Source organism: Methylobacterium sp. P1-11 (assembly GCF_008329595.1).
In the GTDB taxonomy this organism is placed as follows: Bacteria; Pseudomonadota; Alphaproteobacteria; order Rhizobiales; family Beijerinckiaceae; genus Methylobacterium.
On the sequence record NZ_NPKS01000002.1, the window covers coordinates 314,773 to 339,584 of the forward strand.

21 protein-coding genes and 1 pseudogene are annotated in these 24,812 nt (G+C 68.3%); 13 read left to right on the top strand and 9 right to left on the bottom strand.

Annotated elements, in window-relative coordinates; all coding sequences use genetic code 11:
- Nucleotides 1-19: 19 nt before the first annotated feature.
- The 3 genes from CIW48_RS03745 to CIW48_RS03755 all read right to left on the bottom strand — a co-directional run bounded on the left by CIW48_RS03745 (nt 20) and on the right by CIW48_RS03755 (nt 4,315).
- On the bottom strand, nt 20-502 hold the full coding sequence (locus tag CIW48_RS03745; RefSeq protein ID WP_246695114.1) for a chemotaxis protein CheW: 483 nt from the start codon (nt 500-502) through the stop codon (nt 20-22).
- Nucleotides 502-2,538: a chemotaxis protein CheA gene (locus CIW48_RS03750; protein ID WP_149309178.1), complete on the bottom strand. Its 2,037-nt coding sequence runs from the start codon at nt 2,536-2,538 to the stop codon at nt 502-504. Before CIW48_RS03750 ends, CIW48_RS03745 begins: the two co-directional genes overlap by 1 nt.
- Before the next feature lie 550 nt (nt 2,539-3,088).
- Nucleotides 3,089-4,315 (bottom strand): methyl-accepting chemotaxis protein, encoded by a 1,227-nt coding sequence (locus tag CIW48_RS03755; RefSeq protein ID WP_149309180.1) that lies wholly within the window; start codon nt 4,313-4,315, stop codon nt 3,089-3,091.
- 319 nt (nt 4,316-4,634) lie between these two features.
- Here CIW48_RS03755 and CIW48_RS03760 point away from each other — a divergent pair, with 319 nt between their 5' ends.
- From CIW48_RS03760 to glnT, 7 genes are all read left to right on the top strand, one after another.
- A complete protein-coding gene (locus CIW48_RS03760; protein ID WP_149309182.1) occupies nt 4,635-4,916 on the top strand; it encodes an STAS domain-containing protein in 282 nt (93 codons plus the stop codon).
- Nucleotides 4,917-4,951: 35 nt separating this feature from the next.
- Nucleotides 4,952-5,317: a response regulator gene (locus CIW48_RS03765; RefSeq protein WP_149309184.1), complete on the top strand. Its 366-nt coding sequence runs from the start codon at nt 4,952-4,954 to the stop codon at nt 5,315-5,317.
- Between the two features lie 120 nt (nt 5,318-5,437).
- The gene (locus CIW48_RS03770) at nt 5,438-6,043 is read left to right on the top strand and encodes an XRE family transcriptional regulator (protein ID WP_091775537.1); all 606 of its coding nucleotides are present in this window, start codon (nt 5,438-5,440) and stop codon (nt 6,041-6,043) included.
- A gap of 147 nt (nt 6,044-6,190) precedes the next feature.
- Nucleotides 6,191-7,087, top strand: a complete 897-nt coding sequence (locus CIW48_RS03775) for a glutamine amidotransferase family protein (protein ID WP_149309186.1) — start codon at nt 6,191-6,193, stop codon at nt 7,085-7,087.
- Complete coding sequence (locus CIW48_RS03780; protein ID WP_149309188.1) at nt 7,087-7,776, top strand: protein glxC; 690 nt, start codon at nt 7,087-7,089, stop codon at nt 7,774-7,776. Before CIW48_RS03775 ends, CIW48_RS03780 begins: the two co-directional genes overlap by 1 nt.
- Nucleotides 7,776-9,104 (top strand): FMN-binding glutamate synthase family protein, encoded by a 1,329-nt coding sequence (locus CIW48_RS03785; RefSeq protein ID WP_149309190.1) that lies wholly within the window; start codon nt 7,776-7,778, stop codon nt 9,102-9,104. The genes CIW48_RS03780 and CIW48_RS03785 overlap by 1 nt, the downstream gene beginning before the upstream one ends.
- 99 nt (nt 9,105-9,203) lie before the next feature.
- Entirely contained in the window at nt 9,204-10,502 is a 1,299-nt protein-coding gene (gene glnT / locus CIW48_RS03790) for a type III glutamate--ammonia ligase (RefSeq protein WP_149309192.1), read from the top strand.
- A gap of 42 nt (nt 10,503-10,544) precedes the next feature.
- Here the strand turns inward: glnT and CIW48_RS03795 are convergent, their stop codons facing one another.
- On the bottom strand, nt 10,545-11,687 hold the full coding sequence (locus CIW48_RS03795) for a hypothetical protein (protein ID WP_149309194.1): 1,143 nt from the start codon (nt 11,685-11,687) through the stop codon (nt 10,545-10,547).
- Between the two features lie 83 nt (nt 11,688-11,770).
- The gene (locus CIW48_RS03800) at nt 11,771-12,727 is read right to left on the bottom strand and encodes an antibiotic biosynthesis monooxygenase (RefSeq protein ID WP_149309196.1); all 957 of its coding nucleotides are present in this window, start codon (nt 12,725-12,727) and stop codon (nt 11,771-11,773) included.
- A 1,413-nt stretch (nt 12,728-14,140) separates the two neighbouring features.
- Here CIW48_RS03800 and CIW48_RS03805 point away from each other — a divergent pair.
- Complete coding sequence (locus CIW48_RS03805; RefSeq protein WP_149309199.1) at nt 14,141-14,623, top strand: nucleoside deaminase; 483 nt, start codon at nt 14,141-14,143, stop codon at nt 14,621-14,623.
- Between the two features lie 84 nt (nt 14,624-14,707).
- The gene (locus tag CIW48_RS03810; protein ID WP_149309201.1) at nt 14,708-16,120 is read left to right on the top strand and encodes an FAD-binding oxidoreductase; all 1,413 of its coding nucleotides are present in this window, start codon (nt 14,708-14,710) and stop codon (nt 16,118-16,120) included.
- Between the two features lie 389 nt (nt 16,121-16,509).
- On the opposite strand, the gene CIW48_RS03815 is transcribed toward CIW48_RS03810, so the two are convergent.
- The 3 genes from CIW48_RS03815 to CIW48_RS03825 form a co-directional block, all read right to left on the bottom strand.
- Complete coding sequence (locus CIW48_RS03815) at nt 16,510-18,207, bottom strand: IlvD/Edd family dehydratase (protein ID WP_149309203.1); 1,698 nt, start codon at nt 18,205-18,207, stop codon at nt 16,510-16,512.
- A 175-nt stretch (nt 18,208-18,382) separates the two neighbouring features.
- The gene (locus CIW48_RS03820) at nt 18,383-19,162 is read right to left on the bottom strand and encodes an alpha/beta hydrolase (protein ID WP_149309205.1); all 780 of its coding nucleotides are present in this window, start codon (nt 19,160-19,162) and stop codon (nt 18,383-18,385) included.
- 372 nt (nt 19,163-19,534) lie between these two features.
- A complete protein-coding gene (locus CIW48_RS03825) occupies nt 19,535-19,750 on the bottom strand; it encodes a DUF1289 domain-containing protein (protein WP_149309207.1) in 216 nt (71 codons plus the stop codon).
- Between the two features lie 83 nt (nt 19,751-19,833).
- On the opposite strand from CIW48_RS03825, the gene CIW48_RS03830 reads away from it, so the two are divergent.
- Both CIW48_RS03830 and CIW48_RS03835 read left to right on the top strand, forming a co-directional pair.
- Nucleotides 19,834-20,112: a metal/formaldehyde-sensitive transcriptional repressor gene (locus CIW48_RS03830; protein WP_091775566.1), complete on the top strand. Its 279-nt coding sequence runs from the start codon at nt 19,834-19,836 to the stop codon at nt 20,110-20,112.
- Nucleotides 20,113-20,127: 15 nt separating this feature from the next.
- Entirely contained in the window at nt 20,128-21,243 is a 1,116-nt protein-coding gene (locus tag CIW48_RS03835) for a nickel/cobalt efflux transporter (protein ID WP_149309209.1), read from the top strand.
- 105 nt (nt 21,244-21,348) lie between these two features.
- Here CIW48_RS03835 and CIW48_RS03840 read toward each other — a convergent pair.
- Nucleotides 21,349-21,534, bottom strand: a pseudogene (locus tag CIW48_RS03840) (type 1 glutamine amidotransferase domain-containing protein); the annotation flags it as partial.
- A 169-nt stretch (nt 21,535-21,703) separates the two neighbouring features.
- On the opposite strand from CIW48_RS03840, the gene CIW48_RS03845 reads away from it, so the two are divergent.
- Both CIW48_RS03845 and CIW48_RS03850 read left to right on the top strand, forming a co-directional pair.
- Nucleotides 21,704-22,102, top strand: a complete 399-nt coding sequence (locus CIW48_RS03845) for a group III truncated hemoglobin (RefSeq protein ID WP_149309211.1) — start codon at nt 21,704-21,706, stop codon at nt 22,100-22,102.
- A gap of 234 nt (nt 22,103-22,336) precedes the next feature.
- On the top strand, nt 22,337-24,721 hold the full coding sequence (locus CIW48_RS03850) for a DNA topoisomerase (RefSeq protein ID WP_173009174.1): 2,385 nt from the start codon (nt 22,337-22,339) through the stop codon (nt 24,719-24,721).
- Nucleotides 24,722-24,812: the final 91 nt, after the last annotated feature.

The following is a 24,812-nucleotide window of genomic DNA, read 5'->3' on the forward strand; positions in this document are numbered from 1 at the left end:
CCCACGCACACACAGGATTTCAGTTGAGGATCTGCTCGAGTTCGGGGACGATGATGAATTCGTCCCCGGATTTGACGATCGATCGGATGTATTCTGGCCGCCAGGTCGTCCCGACCGGCGGCACCGCCTCGCAGTTCGCCGGGTCGACCTCCGTCACCGCGAACACCTTGTCGGCCACGAGCGCGACCACCACCGGATCGCCCGCGAGCGGGACCTCCAGGACCAGGAAGCGCGTGTCGGGACTGTCCGCCGCCGCAGGCATCCCGAACCGCTCGCGGATGTCGGCCAGCGGCACGACGTTGCCGCGCACGTTCACGATCCGGTCGATATGCGGGCGCGCGCCCGCCACACGGGTCGCCGGGATCGGATCGATGATCTCGCGCACCATGCCGGCCTCGAGCGCGAAGCTCTCCGAGCCGATCCGGAACATCACCACCTGCTGCCCGCCTGGCCGGCTTCCCTGGAAAGCCGCCTGCGGGCCGATCATCGCGCCGCCGCTCATCACGCCACCTCCTGGTAGTCGCGCGCCGCCTCGGCGCCCCCGCCGCTCACGAGGCGGCCCACATCGACGATCAGTGCGGCGGTGCCGTCGCCCAGGATCGTCGCCCCCGAGAAGGCCGCGACGTCCGCGTGCAGCTTCGACAGGGACTTGATCACCGTCTGGTGGTTGCCGATGATCTGGTCCGCCACCAGGCCGACCCGCGCCTCCCCGGCCGCCACCACGATCACCTTCTGGTGCAGGTCCGGCTCGCCCACGGCGCCGAACAGGCTGCGCAGGCGCAGGAACGGCACCAGCGCACCGCGGATGTTCAGGAAGTCCCGCCCACGCCCGCCACGCTCGCTTTCGGGCAGCTCGACACATTCCTCGACCGCCGCCAGCGGGATGACGTAGCGCCCCTCACCGACCCGGATCAGCAGTCCCTCGATGATCGCCAGCGTCAGCGGCAGCCGCAGAGCAACCGTCGTGCCGCCCCCCGGCTCGGTGGCGATGTCGATCGTGCCGCGCAAGCTCTCGATCGTCTTCTTGACCACATCCATCCCGACCCCGCGCCCCGACAGCGCCGAGATCTCCTGGGCGGTCGAGAAGCCGGGGGCGAACAGGAACTGGTAGATCTGCTGGTCGGTGAGCACCGCACCCGGCGCGCACAGGCCCTTCTCCTCGGCCTTGGCGCGGATGCGCGCCGCGTCGAGCCCGGCGCCATCGTCGCGCACGCTCACCAGCACCTGGGCGCCGACATGCTCGGCGGTCAGGGTGATCCGCCCGGTGGCGGCCTTGGCGGCGGCCGCGCGGCGCTCGGGCGCCTCGATGCCGTGGTCGATGGCGTTGCGGATGAGATGAACCAGCGGGTCGGCCAGCCGCTCGATCATAGTCTTGTCGAGCTCGGTATCCTCGCCGCCGGTGACGAACTCCACCGGCTTACCGAGATCGCGCGAGAGGTCGTGGACGAGGCGGCGGAAGCGGCCGAACAGGGCGCCGATGGCGACCATGCGGATGCTCATCGTGGTGTCGCGCAGCCGCGCGGACAGGCGCTCGATCTCCTCCGCAATGGACTTGAGACCGGAATCGGCATGCAGGCCGGCGAGCTGGCTGAGTCGGGCCTGGGCGATGACGAGCTCGCCGACCCGGTCCATCAGCTCGTCGAGACGCTCCGCCTCGACCCGGACGCTGCTGGCCGGCCGCTCCTCGGTCCGCCGCGACAGAGCCGGCGCCCGGGCCGAAGGCTCGGCGGCGGCCCCGGAGGACGGCGGGGCGCTGGCGGCCGCCACCGGGCTCGGGACCGACTCAGGCGGAGACGGCTCGGGGGGGGCTGCGTCCGGCCCCGCCGGGCTGACCGGAACAAGGGTTAGGGCCATCTCGTCCCGGACGAACAGGAAGACGTCCTCGATCGCCTCGCGGGTCACGGCCCCGTGCAGCGTGACGTCCCAGCCGATCGCGAGGCTCTCGGGGTCGAGGCCCGGCAGTTCGGGCAGCGAGTCCAGCCGCGGCACGATCGTGCAGACACCGAGGTCGCGCAGCTCGTCAAGCAGCGCCAGGGGGTTGGTGCCGTTGCGCAGCACGTCCGGCGCGAAGGCGATGCCGATCCGCCAGCCGTTCTCCGCCGAGGGAGCGGGATCGCCAGCCGCTCCCGGGAGGGATGCCGATGGCGCGGCGGCAGGGCGGGCAGTGATACCCAGGAGCTGCTCGAGTTCGGCCAGGATGGCCTCGCCGATGATCGGTGCGCTAGCCTCGGGCTCCTCGATGAGGCCGCGGATGTAGTCCTTGGCCGACAGGGAGACGTTGACGAGGTCGCGGTCGACCGGGACCTCGCCGCGGCGGACGCGGTCGAAGGCGGTCTCGAAGTCGTGGGTGAAGGCGGCGACCTGCTCGAAGCCGAACATGGCGCCCGAACCCTTGATGGTGTGCAGGGCGCGAAAGGCGGTGTCGATCAGGGCGCGATCCTCGGGGCGGTCCCCGAGGTCGAGCAGGGTCGTCTCAAGGCAGGCAAGGAGTTCGGCGGCCTCGGCGCGGAAGACGTCTGAGGGATCGAGAGCAGTCATGGGACGATCGGGCCCGCTCGCACAAACGCAGATACAAATTGAACGGCCCGGCCGTGAGCACGAACGGATGCTCCAACTCCGGACGCGGGCAATTCTTCTCGAGCTCAGGCAGCCGGATGGAATGTCGACAGGTGCGCCATTCCTCGCTGAAACGCGGAACGACACCCCACCTGCGCTCGATACACTCACCTCCATATAATCGGCCTCAAAAATTTTCGGTTAACGAGCGATCTTTGATACTTAACCGATAGTATATCTGCCGAGGCTCAAGGCAGATGGATTATCGGATACACCGATCGCGTGAGACGCGGATCACAGGATCTTGGGCGCATGCCAGCGCACGCGCCGATCCGGCACGGGCCGACGTCATGCAGACCTGTGAAGGCGGAATGCGGCCGCCCCGCGCATCGGTCGGTGACCGGAATTAGGGCGCGGGCGGGTGAACGCAGCAGGTCCCGCGGCCGGGCACGCGGGTGGCCATGGAATCAAGCGCGCCCGAATTCGGCCAGGCGCGATTCCGGAGCAAACTGCCTGTGCGACGCGATTGGGCTTAGAACAGGTCGATACCGTCCAGATCGTCGGCGGCCGGAGCATCGGCGGCTTGGGGCGGGGACGCCGGAGCATCCCCGAGCAGACGCGCCGTCAGGCGTGCCCGAACCTCCCCCAGGGTGCAGCCCGCGATCGCCGCCTCGATCCAGGCCGGGTCGGCGCCGGCATCCGGCACGGCGACGTCGTCCGCGCGCTCTTCGGCGAGCCGGCCGAGTTCCGCCCCAGCCGCGCGCAGCAGGCCCTCAACGTTCTGGATGCGCTGTTTGGCCCGGTCCTGGAACTGCATCGCCACGATCGCCGCCGACACGTCCTGGGTGATGGCCTGCGTGGTCTCGGCGGTCTGCTGCAGAATGCCCGCGACCTGCGCGTTCTGCTCGACCAGCGCCCGCATCACCATGCGGACGCGCGTCTCGGCGGTCCGGCTCTCCTCGGACATGTCGATCGCCGCGATGTCGCCCAGCAGGGCGTGGCTGCTGCGCAGGCCGGCCGCCATGGTGCCGATCTGCTGCTTGATCACGTCCGACAGGGCGTTGATGGTCGTGGCGAGGCCGCGCACCTCGTCGGCGACCACCGCGAAGGCCGCGCCGCTGGCGCCGGCCCGGGCCGCCTCGATCTTGGCGTTCAGGGCGAGGAGGTTGGTCTGGCGGTTGATCCGCTCGATCTGCGCCACGCTGCCCTCGACCGACGACAGGCCGTCGAGCACCCCCGCCAGTCCCTGCGCGAGGGTCGACCCGCGGGACGACATCAGGGTGATCCGCTCGATCAGCGCGGTGAGCGTCTCGCCGAGGCCGGCGGCGACTTCGCCGAGCTGCAGGGCCCTGTCATCGATCTGCACCGTCTGAACCGAGGCGACGAGCCCCCGGACGATCTCCGACTGCTCGCAGGTCGAGGCGGCGATATTCTGAAACCGGTTGGACAGGCCATGGACGTTGCTCTCGACATCCGCCGAGACGATCCCGAGCTCGCCGATAAGGGCATCGAGCAGTTCCCGCTGCTGCGCCGAGAGGCCGAGCCAAGCCTGGAGCAGATCGGCCGACCGCGTCGAAGGCGTCGCATCGACCGCGACTGCGAGGCGCGGCGCTGCCGCCTCGGCGGCGGGGGATGCGGACGCCTCCAGCGGCGCCGCGGAGGTCGAGGCGGGCGCCGCGTCCGCCCTGCACCGCCCTTCGGGCCGCCGGAACCGAACCGGGACCTGCCTGAGAATGTCGTGGGCGACTTGGAAGGACATCGGTGGGCACGTCTCTCGGCGTCGACCGATGCGCGCTGGTCGAGCGGCAATCCGATGGACGGTGTCCACGTGATGCTAGGGATCGCCGTTAAAGAAAGCGTTATCACTCAACCGAAGGCTGCAACGAATGAATCGGACCAGTGTATTGGTGACGGATTTCTATTCAACATAGAATCTCGACCTGACCAGTGCTGGCCCCGCAGCCGCGTCAGCCGCCCTCGATTGATCGGACCTTCAGGAAGAATTTACCCGTTGCGGTGTTGACTCGAATGCGGCGGCGCGTCGCCGCGCATTCCTGTCGTCGAGGGTACGAACCCGCATGTCGGAGGTCTCTGTCCTCACGCTCGGTCCCGACTGCACCATCCGGACCGTCCGGTCGCTGCTTGATACGCTGTCGGCGGCGCTTGCCGGCACGATGCGCCTCACCCTCGACTGCGCGGCGGTCGAGCGCGCGGACGTTACCTTCGTCCAGATCGTGCTCGCGGCCGACAAGACGGCGCAGAGTCGCGCCGCCGGGATCGCGCTGGTCAACGTCCCCCCGGCGGTGGAGAGCGCGTTCCGGCGCGCCGCGATCGCACTCCCCAGCGCGCCGCTCCTCTAGGCGCACGCTTCAGGCGCAAGAACGGAATACGTGTCATGGCCACTGTCCTCGCCGTCGACGACTCGCCCAGCATCCGGCAGATGATCAAGGTGGTGCTCGGCCCGGCCGGCCACACGGTGATCGAGGCCGGCGACGGAGCCGAAGGCCTCGCGAAGGCCAGGAGCGAGACCGTCAACCTCGTCATCACCGATCTCAACATGCCGGTGATGAACGGGCTGGAGATGATCAAGCAGCTGCGCACTCTGCCGAGCTGCACGGGCGTGCCGATCCTCTTCCTGAGCACGGAATCCGACGAGGGGATCAAGCAGCAGGCGAAGGCGGCCGGGGCGACGGGCTGGATCACCAAGCCGTTCAAGCCCGAGCAGCTGCTCGCCGTCGTGGGCAAGCTCGTCCGCGCCTGAGCCCGTCCCCGCGCGGCGCCGCGCGGCAGGCCTGCGGAACGCGGTGCAATCGGCTATGGACCGTGGATCGACCGGCCGGGACGCTTCCGGCCGCGGGTTCTTCCAGTTCGCGGGCCTGCCATGCTGAATACCGGTTCGAACGCGCCGACCGAGGACGGCAAGAGCCTGGAACGGGCGCTCGGGCACCAGGTCCGCGCCCTGCGCCGCGAGCGGGAACTGTCGGTCGCGGATCTCAGCGCGGCGGCCGGCATCTCGCCCGGCATGGTCTCGAAGATCGAGAACGGACAGATCTCGCCGTCGCTCGCCACGGTCAACGCGGTGGCGAAAGCGCTCAACGTGCCGATCACCACCCTCTTCGCCGCCTTCGAGGAGAGCCGCGACTGCTCCTACGTGAAGAAGGGCACCGGGGTCGTCATCGAGCGGCGCGGCACGAAGGTCGGACACATCTACGAACTGCTCGGCGCCGGCATCCGCGGCGAGACCGTGCTCGAGCCCTACCTCATCACCCTGGAGGAGGATGCCGAGGTCTATACCGGCTTCCGCCACGCGGGCATCGAGTTCATCTACATGCTGAGCGGCGAGGTGAGCTACCGTCACGCCGGGCAGGATTACCACCTCAAGCCGGGCGACGCGCTCCTGTTCGACGCCGAGGCGCTGCACGGGCCGCAGACGCTGATCAAGCGGCCGATGACCTACCTGTCGATCATCGCCTATCCCCGGCAGTGACGGCGGCGCGCGCACCGCGCCTCCCTGCCCGACCTCGCCGCAGCCGGTGGTGAATTTCTCATCAGGAAATTTTAGTGATCCTCAGTTGACGAATCCAGGGCGCCGTGCGAGCCGTATGCCGGCAGGCGACACGGAGTTCGCAGCGTCATGTGCGGGATCGTCGGACTATTCCTGAAGGCTCCGAGCCTGGAACCGCAGCTCGGCGCGCTGCTCTCCACGATGTTGGAGACGATGACCGATCGCGGCCCCGACAGCGCCGGCTTCGCCGTCTACGGCGACACTGCCGCGGGGGTGAAGCTCACCTTGCGCGGGGCGGACGCGCGGGCCCTGGCGACCGTCGTGACCCGGCTCGAGGCCGCGACTGGCCAGCAGGCCTGCGCGGCGCGCGCGCGGGACACCCACACAGTGCTGACCGTGGACGCGGCGGCGGCGGACGCGGTCCGCGCCTGGCTCGCCGACCACGCGCCGGAGATCGACGTCGTCTCAGCGGGCCGGCGGATGGAGATCTACAAGGAGGTGGGCCTGCCCGCCGCGGTGGCGGACCGCTTCGACCTCGCCGGCATGGCGGGCAGCCACGGCATCGGCCACACCCGCATGGCCACCGAGAGCGCCGTGACCACGAACGGCGCCCATCCCTTCTCGACGGGGCTCGACGAGTGCCTCGTCCATAACGGCTCCCTGTCGAACCACAACGACCTGCGCCGGCGGCTGCGCCGGGAGGGGATGCGCTTCGCCACCAGCAACGACACCGAGGTCGCCGCCGGCTACCTGAGCTGGCGGATGCGCGCCGGCGACTCCCTCGAGGAGGCCCTGCGGGCGAGCCTGACCGATCTCGACGGGTTCTTCACCTTCGTGGTCGGCACTCGGACGGGCTTCGCGGTCCTGCGCGACCCGATCGCCTGCAAGCCCGCCGTCATGGCCGAGACCGACGCCTACGTGGCCTTCGGCTCCGAGTACCGCGCCCTCGTCGGCCTGCCCGGCATCGAGAGCGCCCGGGTCTTCGAGCCGGAGCCCGCCAAGGTCTACGCCTGGGAGCGCCACTGATGCCGACCGTCGACCTGCGCGCCGAGCCGCTGCGCGCCCTGAACCGCGCCCTCCACGTCCTGCGTCCCGACACGAACGAGCCCCGCTGGACGGTCGTGAATCCGGACGGCCGGCACGCCATCGCGGCGGGCCTCGACGCCCCGATCCACGTCGAGATCGACGGCAACGCCGGCTATTACTGCGCCGGCATGAATAAGCAGGCCACCGTCGTGATCGGCGGCAATGCCGGCGTCGGTGTGGCCGAGAACATGATGTCGGGCGTCGTCCACGTGCGCGGCGATGCCAGCCAGGCGGCCGGGGCCACCGCCCAGGGCGGCCTGCTCCTGATCGACGGCAATGCCGGGGCGCGCTGCGGCATCTCCATGAAGGGGGTCGACATCCTCGTGAAGGGGTCGATCGGACACATGTCGGCCTTCATGGCCCAGGCCGGAACCCTGACGGTGCTGGGCGATGCCGGCGAGGCGCTGGGCGACTCGCTCTACGAGGCCCGGCTCTATATCCGCGGCGCGGTGACGAGCCTGGGCGCCGACTGCGTCGAGAAGCCGATGGCCGACGCGCACCGGGAACAGCTCTTCGCCAAGCTCAAGGCCGCGGGCCTCGCGGGTGAGGTCGATCCGGGCGAGTTCCGCCGCTACGGGTCCGCGCGCAGCCTCTACCACTTCCACGTCGACAACGCCGGAGCCTACTGATGGCCGAGACGCCCCCGCGCACGGTGCCGCGCACCTCGGCGACCTTCACCCCCGAGGTCATGGCGGAGATCCGCCGGGCGGCGGCGACCGGCATCTACGACATCCGCGGCGCCGGCGCGAAGCGCGCGCTCCCGCATCTCGACGACCTGCTGTTCCTCGGCGCCTCGATCAGCCGCTACCCGCTGGAGGGCTACCGCGAGCGGTGCGGCACCGAGGTGGTGCTGGGCGACCGCTTCGCCTCGAAGCCGATCCGCCTGAAGACCCCGGTGACCATCGCCGGCATGAGCTTCGGCTCCCTCTCGGCGAACGCCAAGGAGGCCCTCGGGCGCGGCGCGAGCCTCGCCGGGACCTCGACCACCACGGGCGACGGCGGCATGACGCCGGAGGAGCGCGGCCACTCGCAGACCCTGGTCTACCAGTACCTGCCGTCCCGCTACGGCATGAACCCGGACGACCTGCGCCGGGCCGACGCCATCGAGGTGGTGATCGGCCAGGGCGCCAAGCCCGGCGGCGGCGGCATGCTGCTCGGGCAGAAGATCACCGAGCGGGTCGCCGGGATGCGCTGCCTGCCCCCGGGCATCGACCAGCGCTCGGCCTGCCGCCACCCCGACTGGACCGGGCCGGACGACCTCGCGATCAAGCTCGAGGAGCTGCGCGAGATCACCGACTGGGAGAAGCCGATCTACGTGAAGGTCGGCGCGAGCCGCCCCTACTACGACACCGCGCTCGCCGCGAAGTCCGGCGCGGACGTCGTCGTGCTGGACGGCATGCAGGGTGGTACCGCGGCCACGCAGGACGTGTTCATCGAGCATGTCGGCATCCCGACCCTGGCGGCGATCCGGCCCGCCGTGCAGGCCCTCCAGGATCTCGGCCTCCACCGGAAGGTCCAGCTGGTGGTCTCCGGCGGCATCCGCTCCGGCGCCGACGTGGCGAAGGTGCTGGCGCTGGGCGCCGACGCGGTGGCGATCGGCACCGCGGCGCTGATCGCGCTCGGCGACAACGATCCCCGCTGGGAGGCCGAGTACGCGGCGCTCGGCACCACGGCGGGTGCCTACGACGACTGGCACGAGGGCAAGGATCCGGCGGGCATTACCACGCAGGATCCGGAGCTCGCCCGGCGGCTCGACCCCGTGCTCGGTGGACGGCGCCTCGCCAACTTCCTCGCCGTCATGACCCTGGAGGCGCAGACCATCGCCCGCGCCTGCGGCAAGAGCCACCTCCACAACCTGGAGCCCGAGGACCTCGTCGCCCTGACGATCGAGGCCGCGGCCATGGCGCAAGTCCCCCTCGCCGGGACCGACTGGATCCCCGGCAAGGCCGGCCTGTGACAGCCGCGCCCTGACGGTCGCACTCCGATAGACAGGGGCCGCCGACTGGCGACCCCTCCCCCGTTCCGGCCCTCGTCGGCCCTAGTGAGGGTGCATGCGATGTCGCTCGATCTCGAGACCGCCGCCAAGGAGCGCGGCATCAAGTACTTCCTCGTCTCGTATACGGATCTGTTCGGGACCCAGCGCGCCAAGCTCGTCCCGGCGGCGGCGATCGCGGGCACCTGTCGGAGCGGCGCGGGATTTGCGGGATTCGCCACCTGGCTCGACATGAGCCCGGCCGATTCCGACCTCCTCGCGATCCCCGACGCCGACGCGTTGATCCAGCTGCCCTGGCGCCCCGAAGTCGGCTGGCTGCCGGCCGATCTCGCCATGGACGGCCGCCCGGTCGAGCAGGCGCCCCGCAACCTGCTCAAGCGCCTGATCGCGGAGGCGGCGGATCTCGGTCTGCGGATGAAGACCGGGGTCGAGTGCGAGTTCTTCCTGATCACCGCCGACGGCGCCGAGCCCGCCGACATGTCCGACCGGCAGATGAAGCCGTGCTACGACCAATCGGCGCTGATGCGGCGCTTCGACGTGATCAGCGAGATCTGCGACGCGATGCTCGACCTGGGCTGGAAGCCCTACCAGAACGACCACGAGGACGCGAACGGCCAGTTCGAGATGAACTGGGACTACGACGATGCCCTCGTCACCGCCGATCGCCACGCCTTCTTCAAGTACATGACCCGGTCGATCGCCGAGAAGCACGGCCTGCGCGCGACCTTCATGCCCAAGCCGTTCTCGGACCTGACCGGCTCGGGCTGCCACGTCCATGTCTCCCTCTGGCGGGACGAGGAGAACATCTTCGCCGATCCGTCCGACGCGGTCGGCTTGTCGCCGACGGGCTACCACTTCATCGGCGGCCTGATCCATTCGGCCGACGCGCTGGCGGCGATCACCAACCCCTGCGTCAATTCCTACAAGCGGATCAACGCGCCCCGGACCAACTCGGGAGCGACCTGGGCCCCGAACACGGTGACCTATTCGGGCAACAACCGCACCCACATGATCCGGATTCCCGGGCCGGGTCGGTTCGAATTCCGCCTCGCCGACGGGGCCGTCAACCCGTATCTCCTCCAGGCCGCGCTCCTTGCGGCCGGCCTCGACGGGATCCGCAACCATCGGGATCCGGGCCCGCGGCTCGACATCAACATGTACACCGAGGGCCACACGGTCGAGGGCCTGAAGCGGCTGCCCCTCAACATGCTGGACGCCCTGCGCGCCCTGTCGGGCAATGCGATCCTGGGCGAGGCCCTGGGCCCCTTCGTGCCGAGCTATCTCAAGCTGAAGAACGAGGAGTGGAACGCTTATTGCCAGCATCTCACCCAGTGGGAGCGCGACACGACCCTGGATTGCTGACGCCACCGGCAAGGGGCACTGCACGGATCACGACGGACCGGCTCATTTCAGATGATAGGCGACGCCCGCGATCAGCGCCTTCTCCTCGGTGTTGATGGTGCGCCGCGGATCGGCGCCGAACTTGTTGTGCCAGTACTGGAACCCGGCAAAGATCTCGACCCGGTTGGGCGTATCGGCAACCAGTTGCCCGACATCCAGGACCAGATTTGTCTGTGAGACGAACTCCAGTTGCGTGTCGTTCTGGTTGATCGTGCCGTAGCGCCCCTTGGGCAGAACGATGGTGTTGAAGCCGGCAAGCGATAGCGGCAGCCCGGTGAACGGCAGTGGAATCGTGTAGGTGATCTCGAATTCCGGTGTCATCTTGAACTCGACACTGCGGAAATGCGCGTAGTCGAAACCCGGCAGGGCACCGTTCCCGGGGATGCCCGGCGTGGGCCCGTTCCCGGCGAAGCCGTTGCGCGAGAAGTCCTTGTAGCCCTGGACCTTCAGGTTCACGAAGCCGGCCGGCACGTCGAAGGCGAAGCTCAGGCCGAACGTGCCGGCCCGCTTCTCGGCGTCGAAATACGTGTTCTTGGTATTGATGTCGGCGCCGAACGACAGTCCGACGTCTTTGACGAGCCCGGGAATCGCGATGGACTCGGTCTCGAAGATCTTGTTGAGGCTCAGAACGCCCCGGTAGATCAGGTAGACCTCGGTCGCGCCGTAATCCTTGAACGGGCGCTCCTTGTCGCCCGCCGGATCCTGCGACCCAGACCTGAGGATGTCGAGGGAGATCAGGTTGGTGCCGTACGCCCAGCTGTTGGCGTGGAAGAAGTTGATGACGGTCTTCGGCACCTCGCGCGGCGCGAACCCGCCCTGCGCCGTGCCGTTGGGGCGCCTCACGAAGAGCCCGGGCTCCGCCGACGGCCCCTGAAACCGGTAGCTCACCACCGTGTCGGAGAAGCTGAGGAACGAGGGCGGCGGCGCCGCCATCGCGGTGGCGGCCGCGACGGGAATGCCGGCCTCCTGGCGCTTCGCGCGGGCCGGGGTCGGCGCCGCCGGAACGCGCGTCCCGTCTACGTCCCCGGTGATGATCGGAGCCGGGGCAGGCTCAGCGCAGGCCGGCCCGAGCAGCGCGGATGCGCCGGCCAGGATCAGCAGCCCCGCCGCCGAGAGCGGGCCCACCCGGGACACCGGTCGGAGCATGAGGCGCCCTTTCCCGGTACGCCGCCGCGCGGCGAACGGGGCTCGGTCGCGCGCGGGCCGCGCCGGCCCGGATGCCACGCCGGTCAAAACAGCTTCCAGAACACGAGGATCATGAGTGCGTAGGCGGCGATCAGCAGCGCTGCGCCCTGCAGGTTGACCCGCGCCCGCCGAGCCGGATCCGGCGACAGCCACCAGCTTAGCCGCTTGGCCGTCCAGGGCACCATCTGCGAGGTGAGGAGCACGCTGAACACGTTGCCAATGAACAGGGCGACCGGGAAGTCCACCTTCAGCATCCCGGAGAGGATCGGCGTGCCGATCAGGATTCCCCACAGGAACACAGTCGGGTAGAGCGTCAGTACGACGATCATGTTCATCTTCCACGCCGCGGGGGCCGCCCCCCCTTCTGGCGCGACGTTGCGGAACCATTGTTCGAAGCCGCTCTGCACCGTCCGCGTGTGGTATTCCGCGGTCAGGGGGGCCGCTTCCGCGACCAGGGCCTGGCGCTCGGGCGAGTCCATCCAGATCTGCAGGTTCGCCTCGCTGTCGAAGCGCAGGATCGCGACGTAATCCTCCTGCACCCCCGGCACTGCCGGCTCGAACCGATAGCCTTGCATGCCGGGCGCCCTGGACTGCGCGGCGGCGATCTTCTGTTCCCACTTGAGATAGGCGGCCTCTAGGCCGGGCTTCACGCGGGTGCTGATCACCGTGCTGACCGGCGACGTGCGGGCCGCACTGGCGTCGTCCTTGACGATGTGGACGTCGTCGCGGCCCACGAGCATCGGCGTCGCGCCCTCGATGCGCGCCTGCCTCTGGGGCGAGGCCAGCCAAGCCTGTGCCTGCTCCAGACTGTGGAACCGCTGCACGATCACCCAATCCACCTGCAGCGGCGGCCGCGGCGGGATCAACTGCTGCTCGATGAAGCCCGGAAAGGTCGCGACGACGGCATGGGTATCGGCCTGCCAGTGGGCGAAGGCGTCCGCGCTCTCCGGCCGGACAGTCGTCTGCGTCACGATGCTGACGGACGTTGTGGCACCGCTCATGAACCGACGCGCTTCCCTTGCACAGCTGCTTGCACCCGCGCGTTCGTGTGGAGTGGCGGACGGCCCTCCGCACCGCGCCCGCCCGCCGACCGGCGGGTCCCACGATGGGCGTGCAGGAGGCCGCCAGACCGGCCGGTGCGAGGGCGCGAACACGCACCTCCCCCGGCGGAAGGAAGCAGCGGCTCGCATTCCATGACACCGAGCCGACGACAGACTCGCAGGAGCCTGCCACTCCGCGAAACAAGAGGAGAAACAACCGAAAATTGGTCTTGCATCGTGCCTCCGCCGCTCGAACGTCGGCGCTGCCTTGCAAGCATAGATCAACATGCAACGTCGGCAGAGAGTCAAGACCTCGGAAAGGAAAGCGAGTATTTGGATTGTAAATACAATACGCCTTCCCAAGCGCTCGCGTTTTCAGACGAGAGGCCGACAAGTTCTTTATCTGACGCGCTCGCGGCCTGGAACGTCGAAACTTTTCGGCCGCCGCCAAGTTCCGATCCCGGCGAGTTGGGACGGAGCGACAACGAAAAATGGGGGCGACGCTCGTCTCCGGGAGGCTACGGTCAGGCTCCATCCGGCACGTCGACCAACCCCTCCTGACCGCAGTGCTGTGGCAGGATCCGCTCTTCGCGTTGCGGGCAGCGCCGCCCATCGCCCCTCACAGGCAGGGGCCCGGCCGGACCGGCAGCGCCGGATCAGGGACGCCTTTATTGGCTTGCCTGCCCAGGGCGCCAATCTTTTCCGGAGGTTTGAACGCGGGTAACGTCACTTGTCCTGATCTACCTGCCGGGACCTCACGGGCGCCGCCGGGAGGATTGGGGTCGCCGTGGACGGCTTCGACGAGGCGAATGATTTTTTCTTGTCCCTGCGTCTCAGCCCGCATGCTGCCGGCCCGACGCCGGGCGCCGCTGTCGCCCTAAAGCGACGGACGTGCAGCAAGAGCCGCCGTGTCGACGATGGTGATCAAGCATTTTCTCTCGCATTATTGCATTCGTGAATATTTACAATTCCATCGCGAGCGATTGCTGGGCGGCGTTGACGGCGTTCGGTGGGCCCTGTCTATTCATGTCACGGTCGGATCGTGGCCGCCGGTCATTTGCTGATGAAGATGCGCTTCGCGGGGAGCACGGTTCCAGCGGGGCGGTCCAATCCGCGTGACCGATGATCGCGGAGGCCTGTCCGTGCCGGCCGGTCGCGGCCATACGCCCACCTCGACTCGCGCCGTTCCTCCGATCCGCGCGGCGATACGGCTCGAACCGAAAGTCATATCGACTGGAACAACCGCGGTTTTTAATCATGCCGCACAAAGTCTAGCGCCGACCCACATAAAAGATGTCGCCGAGCATCGGTCGTTAACTCATCACGGCTCACAATCTCGAACATTCAAACAGATTTTCCACGACAGAGGATCCCATGTCTGACAACCACGAGCACTTCATGGCCCGGGCGATCGCCCTGTCGGAGAAGACGTCGCTGGTCGACAGCGCCGGCGGCGTGTTCGGCTGCGTGATCGTCCAGGACGGCGAGATCATCGCCGAGGGCGCCAATCGCGTCGTCGCCGAGAACGATCCGACCTGGCACGGCGAGATCGAGGCTATCCGCAAGGCCTGCAAGTCGCAGGGCAGCTTCAAGCTTCGGAACGCGACGCTGTATACCAGCGCCGAGCCGTGCCCCATGTGCATGGCGGCCGCCTATTGGGCCGGAATCAAGAATGTCTACTACGCGGCCCAAGTCGAGGACGCGCTGCAATACGGCGGCTTCGACGACAGCATGATCTATGCGGAACTCAAGAAGGATGTCGGCGAGCGCTCGATCCCGACCCAGCAGATCATGCGCGAAGAGGCCGTCGAGGTGTGGAAGAAGTACGCCGAGAAGGCGGACCGCGTCCCCTACTGAGGCCGCATCAACCGGTTGTCCATTGTCTAACGCCCGCTCAGGCCGCCTCGCCTGAGCGGGCCCTCCCTTATGCAGTGCGCGGCCATGAATATTGAGAACCTGAGGAACGTCTGCAGGGGCCCTGTCATCGGCGCGGGCGATGCCCGCTTCCTGGAGGCCCTTCATGGGAATTTGTGGAACAGACTGATCCCCGACCGGGCGCCGCAGATGATCGTGAAGGCGGCCGACGAAGACGACATCATCGCCACGATCAAGTTCGCCCGCGCGCATGGCCTCAAGGTGGTCGTCCGCGGCGGCGGCCATAATTGGTGCCAGCCGAGCCTGCGCAACGGCGGCATCCTGATCGACCTCGAGAGCCTCAACAAGATTATCTCGATCGATGTCGAGGATCGCAGGGCCGTCATCCAACCCATTCTCAGCAATCGCGAGATCCAGAAGGCTCTCAACGCCCACGGCCTCGCCTTCCCGACCGGCCATTGTCCGCAGGTCAAGGCGAGCGGCTACTTCCTCGGCGGCGGCATGGCCTGGAACCCTACCGTCTGGGGTTACGGCACCGAGAGCCTGGAGGCGATCGAACTGGTCACCGCACAGGGTGCGTTGATCCGGGCGAGCGAAACCGAGAACGTGGATTTCTTCTGGGCCGCGCGCGGCGCCGGTTCGGGCTTCTTCGGTGTCGTCACGAAGTATTTCCTGAAGCTCCACGCCCTGCCGAAGGCCATTCTCGGCAGTACGTATTTCTATCGCCTCGAGGATGCGCCGGCCGTCGGCACGTGGCTCGGGACGGCCGCGCCGCGCATCGCGCCCAGCGTCGAGCTGACCCAGTTCATCGTCAAGGCGCCCCCCGCGCTGACGGAGGTCGCGGCTGGCCAGAACGGCTGGGTCTGCATGGTCACCGCGACGGCCTTCGAGGACAGCCCGGAGGCGGCCCGGCGCGCGCTCCATCCGCTGGATGACGTTCCGGTCGAGCCGCTGTCGTGTTCACGGGCCACACCGCTCGATTTCGAGCAGCTCTTCGACGCCTCCGGCGCGCTCTTCCCGGAAGGCGTGCGGTCTCGGGTCGAGGCGACCTATTCCAATCACAGTCCCGGCGCACTGATGGCAGCGATCCTGCCGCTCTGGCACAGCGCGCCTTCGGCGACCTCGGTGTTCCTTTCAACGATCTTCTGCGGACCCGACGTCCCGAGGCCGCAGAAAAACATGGCCCGGTCGATCAGCTCCAAGGTCTACGGCGGGCCCTGGACGATGTGGCACGAGGCGGAGGCCGATCAGGCCAATGCCGCATGGCATCAGGCGGTAATCACCGCTCTGAAGCCGTTCAACGTCGGCTACTACATCGGCGAGACGAACACGGTCGAGCAACCCGACATCGTCGCCCAGGCTTTCACGCCCGAGAAGTGGCAGAAGCTGTGCGGCCTGCGCGACCAATATGATCCGGACCGCGTGTTCTTTGACTATTTCGACGGCCTCACCGCCGAGCCCGAGCGGGATGCCCGATAGGATCGGTCCTCGCGCCGGGAACTGCGGGATCGCTCGTCATGGTCTCCGAGCCCGGATCGCCGACGCCGTAGGCCTAATCCAACAGGGGCGATGAAACGGCCGATTTCGGCGCCACCGCCGCATCGTGCTGACCGCCGCGTGCAAGGGTGCCGCCGACGAAGCGCTACCGAAGCCGAGCGTGCAGCCGGCGACGGGCTTGCCGCGTTTGGCGGTGAGGCGTCCTGGATGGCGTAGCCCTCCTCCATCGCGCGGCCAAGTCCGGGCGGCATCGCGCCGATCGGCCGCCTTCTGGACCACAGGTCGGCGCGCAGCGCCGCGGCTGGGGTGGGATCGGAGATGTCCGCCGTGGTCGTCCCCTGGTCCCGGTCGGAAGGCCGGCTCCGCTTCTCTCAGCCCTCGGCCTTCGCGAGGAAGTCGAAGTCGCAGCCCTCCGGCGCCTGCGTGACGCTGCGCCGATAGAGGGCCTTGTAGCCCCGGGCCGGAACCGGCGGCGGCCGGTGGTCGGCGAGCCGCCGGGCAATCTCGTCGGCCTCGACCAGCAGGTCGATCCGCTTGTCCTGGATCGACAGACGGATCCGGTCGCCGTCACGCACCGCCGCGAGCGGGCCGCCGATTGCGGCTTCGGGCGCCACGTGCAGCACGATCGATCCGAAGGCCGTGCCCGACATCCGCGCGTCGGAGATGCGCACCATGTCTTTCACCCCCGCCCTGGCGAGCTTCTTGGGGATCGGCAGATAGCCCGCCTCCGGCATGCCGGCCGCGTGCGGCCCGGCATTCTGCAGGACCAGCACATCCCCCGGCGCCACGTCGAGATCGGGATCGTCGATCCGCCGGCTCAGATCCTCCAGACCGGTGAACACCACTGCCCGCCCCTCGGATTCGAACAGCTGTGGGGTCGCGGCCGCCCGCTTGAAGATCGCGCCCTTGGGGGCGAGGTTGCCGGTGAGCGCCACCAGCCCGCCCACGGCCGAAACCGGGTTGTCGGAGGCGCGGATCACCGCATGGTCGACCCAGCCGACCGGCTCGTCCAGGCGCTCGGCCAGCGTGCGGCCCTCCACGTCCACAGTATCGAGGTGGAGGAGCGGGCGCAGTTCGCGCAGCAGCGCGCCCATGCCGCCGGCGGCGTGGAAATCCTCCATGTAGCCCTCACCCACCGGCTTCAGGTCGACCAGCACCGGGGTCTCCTCCGAGATCTGGTTGAAGCGCTCGTAGGGGATGCGAATGCCGAGCCGTCCGGCGATGGCGGTGAGGTGCACGATGGCGTTGGTCGAGCCCGAGACCGCCATCAGCACCCGGATCGCGTTCTCCACCGACTTCTCGGTGATGACCTGAGAGGGCCGGACCTTCGACTGGATCAACCGCACCGCCGCCCGGCCGGTCTCCTCGGCGGCGACCAGGCGGTCGGAATGCACCGCCGGGATCGCCGCGGTGCCCGGCAACGACATGCCCAGCGCCTCGGCGATGCACGCCATGGTAGAGGCTGTGCCCATCACCGCGCAGGTGCCCTGGGTCACCGACAGCCGTCCCTCGACCTCGGCAATCTCCTCGGCATCGACGGTGCCGGCCCGGTACTTCGCCCAGAAGCCCCGGCAATCTGTGCAGGCGCCGAGCCGCTGGCCCTTGTGGCGGCCCGTCGACATCGGTCCGGTCACGAGCTGGATCGCCGGGAGATCGGCGGAGGCCGCGCCCATGAGCTGGGCCGGCACGGTCTTGTCGCAGCCGCCGATCAGCACGACCGCGTCCATCGGCTGGGCCTGGATCATCTCCTCCGTGTCCATGGCCATGAGGTTGCGGTACATCATGCTGGTCGGGTTGAGGAAAACCTCGCCGAGCGACACGGTGGGGAACGGCCGCGGCAGGGCGCCGGCCGCCAGCACGCCGCGGGAGACCGCCTCCACCAGGTCGGACATGCCGCGGTGGCAATTGTTGAAGCCCGAGGGCGTCATGGCGATGCCGACCACAGGTTTGTCCAGCAGGCCGACCGAGATGCCCATCGAGCGCGCGAAGGAGCGGCGCAGGTAGCGGGCGAAGTCGCGGTCGCCGTAATTGGTCAGGCCGCGGTCGAAGCCGTGCGGTTCGTCGGTCATGGTCGTTTCCTCGCGCGATCGGACCGGGTGGCCCGGCCGTCCGGTCTGTTGCAGCGGCCGCCGGGATCCCGGCTTCTGAAGCGCATGTCGAGCAGATCCTCGAATACGCGCATCATCCCGGTCCTGTCAGCCCGGCGCATCCGCGCCGTGGCTCAGCCTGCGAGGGCTCCTTCGGTCAGCGGCGTGCTCGTGGTTGGCCGGCAGCCTCAAGGATGAGGTCCGCGATGTCCTGGGCATGCGAAATCAGGGACAGGTGGCTCGCCTTGAGTTCCACAATCCGCGCGTTCATGCGCTTGGCCATGAACCGTTCGAGGTCCGGGTTGATGGTCCGGTCCTCGGTCGACACCGCGTAGAAGCTCGGCTTTGATCGCCAAGCCGCCTGGGTCGTCCTCCCCGTCAACAACGCCTTGTGGAACGGCTGCTGGACCGCGAACAGAACCTTGGCCCGGTCCGCCGGCAGGTCGCCCGCGAAGTCCTTCAGGAAGGCCGCCTCGCTCAGACGTCCCTCGTCGCCGTCGAACAGGATCCCCGCCGAGGCGGGCGGTGTCGGATAGGTCTTGGCCAGCGCCGTGTAATCCTCGCCGGCATCGGGCGCCCGGGCCGCGACGTAGACGAGTGCGGACACCTTCGGGTCGACTCCGGCCTCGGTCACGATCATGCCGGAGAACGAGTGGCCGACGAGGACCGTCGGTCCCTCCTGCCGGGACAGAACGCGCTGTGCGGACGCGACCGCCTCTTCGAAGGTGGTCAACGGGTTCTGCACGGAGGTGACGTTCAGGCCCGTCGCCTGCAATCGCGGGATGACCTCCGACCAGCACGACCCATCAGCGAACAGGCCGTGGACGAGGACGACGTTGCGCGCACGCGGCAGATCCCGAGCCGACGCCACCGCGGGAAGCAGCGCGGCGGCCGCGCCGGCGACGAGCGTCTGGCCGAGCATTCTCCTGGTCATCATGGCGCGCATCTCCGTTCCGGGCTGGCAGTTGCAGGCATGCCGTCCATCTTCGCCGTCGGCGCGGGACGGATACGTCCGATGAGCGTCGGCGCTCGCCCTGAGCGTGGCCCGGCGGCCTCGGTCTCGGTCTGCAGGCAGATCTCACCTGCGTGCTGTACGGCATATTCTTCGCCAGTCTCGCCGTGTTGCCCAATCATCGCAAGCAACGGAGAAGCGGAGGTAACCTAGTTCACCTCTCCAAGCCGCCCCTGCGGGATGACCCACGGATGGCTGCTGACGGGGAGCGGCGACAGCTGTCAGAACGGCCGGTATCAGTCGCTCCCGGACTGGCAGCGCGGTGGTCTTACGCCGGTCCCATTATGAGCGCGCCGGCTATGAAGCGGACGGCAATCCCGACATGGGCCGCGCTCGATTCACCTTGCCGGCCCGTGTGATCCGAAGTGGTAGCTCACGCATGAGGCTCGCGCGCCGGTAGGGCGTCATCTTCCGCCATGCCCGGATCTCCGGGATTGTGCGGCCGCAACCCGCGCACCATCCTGTCCGGCCGTCGAACTGGCAGACGCCGACGCATGGGTCGTCCTCCTTCATGGTAGGGGCTCGTCATCCCGGTGAGGATCAGGCTCGACACCGATAGGGTACCCCCCTATATCACATCAACGGAAGGGCGCCCGATGGGCCACACGATCAAGGACAAGACGAAGCTGCTCGCCCGCGTGCGCCGGATCAGGGGGCAGGCGGAAGCGGTCGAGCGCGCTCTGGAGGCCGAACTCGGCTGCACCGATGTGCTCATGCTCGTCGCCTCGATGCGTGGCGCCATCAATGGCCTGACCGCCGAACTGATGGAGGACCACATCCGCCATCACGTCGTGAACCCGGCCACCGAGCCAGACGCCGAGCGTGCCCGTGGTGCGGCCGAGCTGATCGAGGTGGTTCGCACCTACCTCAAGTGACGAGGGGTCTGCCCCATGACGCCGTTGACCGACCTGCTTCAGCAGGGGACCGCACATGCCTGGCTGTTCGTGCCGACCGCGATCCTGCTGGGCGCCCTGCACGGGCTCGAACCCGGTCACTCGAAGACGATGATGGCGGCGTTCATCATCGCGGTGCGCGGCACCGTCACACAGGCGGTGCTGCTGGGCTTGGCGGCGACGCTCTCGCACACGGCGGTCGTGTGGGTCATTGCCCTCGGCGGTCAATATCTCGGGCAACGTTGGGGGGGCGAGACCAGCGAGCCGTACTTCCAGCTCGCCTCCGCCGTCATCATCGTCGGGATCGCCCTTTGGATGCTGTGGCGGACATGGCGCGAGCCGCGCGACGAGCATCACCACCACGAGGAAGCGAAGCACGTCGCCGCCCGCGACGGCGTTTTCAAGTTGGAGGTGTTCGAGGGCGGCGTGCCACCCCGTTGGCGCTTGAGCCGGATCAAGGGCGTGTTGCCTCCACCGCAGCGCGTTGCTCTTGAAACGATCCGGCCGGACGGCGGCTGTCAGGCCTTCTCCTTCACGGACGGCGGCGATTTCCTGGAGAGCAGGGAGGAGATCCCGGAGCCGCATGCTTTCACGGCGCGGCTGACCCTGGTTGGATCGGCTGGCGTGGAGATCCATGAGGTCGCGTTCGAGGAGCACGGCCATGATCACGGGCACCTGAACCTGGGCGACGAGGATGATGCCCATGCCCGGGCGCATGCAGACGATATCCGGCGGCGCTTCTCGGGGCGGCCGGTGACGACGGGGCAGATCGTTCTGTTCGGCCTGACGGGCGGCCTGATCCCATGCCCGGCGGCGATCACGGTGCTTCTGCTCTGCATCCAGCTGAAGCAGATCAGCCTGGGCTTCGTGCTGGTGGTGTCCTTCAGCATCGGCCTGGCGATCACCATGGTATCGGCGGGCGTGATCGCGGCGTTGAGCGTCAAGCACATCGCCAATCGCTGGGCCGGGTTCAGCACCTTCGCACGGCAGGCCCCCTACGCCTCGGCCGCGCTGATCGTGCTCGTCGGCATTTACACTGGCTGGCTGGGCTGGCAGGGCATCCAGCAGGGCCATGCCGTGCATGCACTCGTGCTGAATCCGAGGCACGGATAAGGCGCGGCCTATTCGACAACCTGATCGAGACCGACCGCACCTCGGGGCTGCTCCGGGCATGACGGCCGCGGCGCGTTCGGCCGGGATGCGTGAGACCCGCTGGCCTCAGGCGTTCGCCAGCCTCTGGAGGAGGCGCTCGGCTGCAGGCCCGGACGAAGCCGGGTTCTGGCCGGTGATCAGCAGGCCGTCCGCAACCACGTACGGCGCCCAGTCCCCCGCCTTGGTGAAGCTGCCGCCGTTTGCCTTGAGTGCGTCCTCGACGAGGAACGGGACCACCGCGGTCAGACCGACCAGATGAGAGCCACGGCAAAGGCGCGCGCCCGTACGACGAAACGAATTCGACGCGGACAGGGAACACCGGCTTACGGCCGGACGCTCAGGCTCTCCCTCCAGCTCCGCCAGCCCGGTTGGCGTCCTGTCTCCCCTTGAAGAGACCAGCGCCTACCGGCATCTCATCATCATGCCCGACGTCACGCTCGACGAAGACAGCCTCACCCGCTTTCTCGATGCCTTCTACAAACGCGTACGCGGCGATGCGCTGATCGGCCCCGTCTTCGCAGCAGCGATCTCCGAGGCGGACTGGCCTCGACACATGGCGACCATCCAGGCGTTCTGGTCATCGGTTCTGTTCAAGACAGGCCGGTACAAGGGTAATCCGTTCGGCAAGCATGTCGCCCTGGGCAGCCTGGAACCGGAGCATTTTGCACGATGGCTCGGCCTGTTCGAAGCGACCGCATCGGCACACTTTCCGCCTGAAACCGCTGCCGTCGTAGTGGACCGCGCGCACCGCATCGGCGACAGTCTGAAGGCCGGCTTGTTCTTCCGACCGAGCCCGATGCACGGGTCGCAGACAGAGTGACCCACGTCGATCCTTCGGGACAGCTCATGTACGGTGTGCGGGCGCAGGACCGAGGTCTTACCCGCGACAGCGCCGGCTTGCGCCTTCAGGGCCGAACCCGGCGGACGGCAGCTGCTCGCGTTCGGCGTGAGCTGCGGCCTTTCGCACCCCTTCCCGGCGGTTGCCTGCGCGGTTGCCCTAGAACAAAATGTGAACTATCTGTCGGGCGCAGCGGACGCCTTCGCGGTCAGCGACATGTCACCTCCGAATTCCGGCCGGACGCTGTTCTTCTTCGAGAAGCCCTCAGCGATGCGGCAGCTGCAGCGCTTCTTCCGCTCGCCGGACACGGTCTGCGTGGCCGCCGAGGGACACCTTCTGTCGGCCCAGGAGCCAGGCAGCATCCGGCCGGAATGGAAGTCCTGGCGGTTCGACGCATTGCCCATCGTGCTTCCCACGATCCCGGTCAGCTGCGGCACGAACCGGTCCGGCCAGTCGCACGAGCCGAAGATCGCCGCCATCCGGCAAGCGCTGGGTGGCGTCGAGCGCGTGATCATCGCCACCGATCCCGGGCGCGAGGGCTCGATGATCGCCTGGGAGGTTCTGGAGCACCTCGGCTGGCGCGGTCGGGTCGATCGGCTCAAGCTCGGAGCACTCGATGATGTCTCGATCCGCCGCGCCTTCGCCGCCCTGGCCAGAGAGCCGGGCTCGGGTGAGCGCGACTATGCCGCCTACCTTGAGGCGCTCTGCAGGCAGTACGAGGACTACCATCTCGGCCTGAACGGCACACGGGCCATCTCGCTGCGCCTGCGCCCGCCTGCCTTCCGGGAGCCCTGGCGCTTCGGCGGCGTGCAGACGCCCACCCTCGCCATCCTGGCCGACCTGGAGGAGCGTATCCGATCCTTCGTCCCGCGGGACTTCTTCAAGGTCGCCTTGCACGCGGGCACCCCATCCGGGGCCGAGCTGACCCTGTGGCATGCGCCCAAGGAGCGGATCTTCGAAGGGGCGGTCGCCGAGACGATCCGGGCGGCAGCCGCGGCATGGTCGGGCCCTTTGGCGGTCGATCTCAAGGATGTGAGGCGCGCGCCACCCCGGTTGTTCTCAAAAGACACCCTGGCGCGGCGCTGCGCCAAGCGGTTCGGCTGGGATCCGCAGCACACGGCCGGCCTCGCGCAAGACCTGTACGATCAGGGCTACCTCAGCTACCCGCGCACCGAATCCGAATACCTGCCGGAAGGGCAGGCTGCGGACGCCGCAACGGTGATCGCAGCGGTGACTTCCGTGCTGACCCATCTGCGCAGCCTCATCTCACAGGCCGATGTGCCCCTGATCCGCCGCGGCGCCAAAGGGCACTACGTCAAGGATCCGGGCGAGCACCATGCCATCGTGCCCTTGCGCAAGGTGCCCGAGCAGAGCCGCCTGTCAGCCGATCAGTTCCGGCTGTGGGACCTCGTCGCGAAAGCTTACCTCGCGGCTCACCTCCCCGACGGCATCGACGCCCGCACGAGCGTGACGGCCGAGGTCGGGACCGCGCTGGGCTCCAAGCGGTTCGTCGCCTCCGGCAGCGTCATCCGCGCTCCGGGTTGGCGGGCGGTCTACGGCAGCGAGGCTGAGCTCGAAGTCGACCTCGTGCCCGGCAAGGCCAAGCGCGAAGCGGAGGCCACGTCCGCTCGCCTGCCGTTCGTGGAAGACGGCGAAGCTGCATCGGCCGCGAGCGCAGAGATCGCCACCGCCATGACCGAGCCGCCGCGGCGGATCACCCGAGGCGAGCTGCCGGTGGTGATGGGTCGGCTGATCGACCAAGTCGATGATCCGGCGGCCAAGCGTGCCCTCGAGAATCCGGTCAATCCGAACGAACCCAAGGGCCTCGGCACGGCCGCGACGCGCGATACAATCCTCCCCAAGCTCCTGAAGAGCCGCTACATCACACTGGCGAACGGCAAGGATCCAGCCATCGAAGTCACCGAGGTCGGGCTGGCCTTCATCACGGCGGTGCGACGCGTATTCCCGGCCTACGGTGATCCGGTCGGGCGCGCCATGTTCGAGGCGGAGTTGGCGGAGATCGGTCGCGCGGCCACGCGCGTTGAGGCCGTTCAGCGCGCGAACACCTTCCGGCAGCGCACCCGCGCGCGCCTTGATGAGCTGATCGCCGCGATCTCAAGCTCACCGGCGCTCAGCCTCGATCCGAGTCTGATCCCGCCCGGTCAGGCCGACAATCGGCCGCCGACCTCGGCCATGACGTCGTTCGCGGTCAGCTTGGCCGAGCGAAAGGGCTTGACGCTGCCGCGCGGCTGCAAGAGCAGCATCAGCGTCTGCCGGGCGTTTCTGGACACGCATGCCGGGCCGCGCGCACCTCAGACGGACAATGCCCGCCAACCCGGCGAACGCCGGATCCCGAGCGCGGCGATGCTCAGCTACGCACGCAGTCTGGCGGAGCAGCGAGGTCTCACCTGTCCGCCGGAGGCCGAGACAGATTTCGACGCCTGTCGACGCTTCCTCGACGCGCATGTCTCTCAGCCGCGGCCGCGGACAGGTGAACCAAGCTCTGGAGCGACAAACGGCAAAACGCCTGCCGAGCGGGAGAAGCGGCGGAGCAGGGTGCCTCGGATGGCGCGAGCGGCGGCGGCACGGCGCCGCGCCTGACGCGCTCCGGCGCAGGCATCCGGGATTCCGGCTCCCGATCGTGACCCCACGAATGACTCGCGAAGCGCGTATCCGGTCGCCGCAGGTCTGG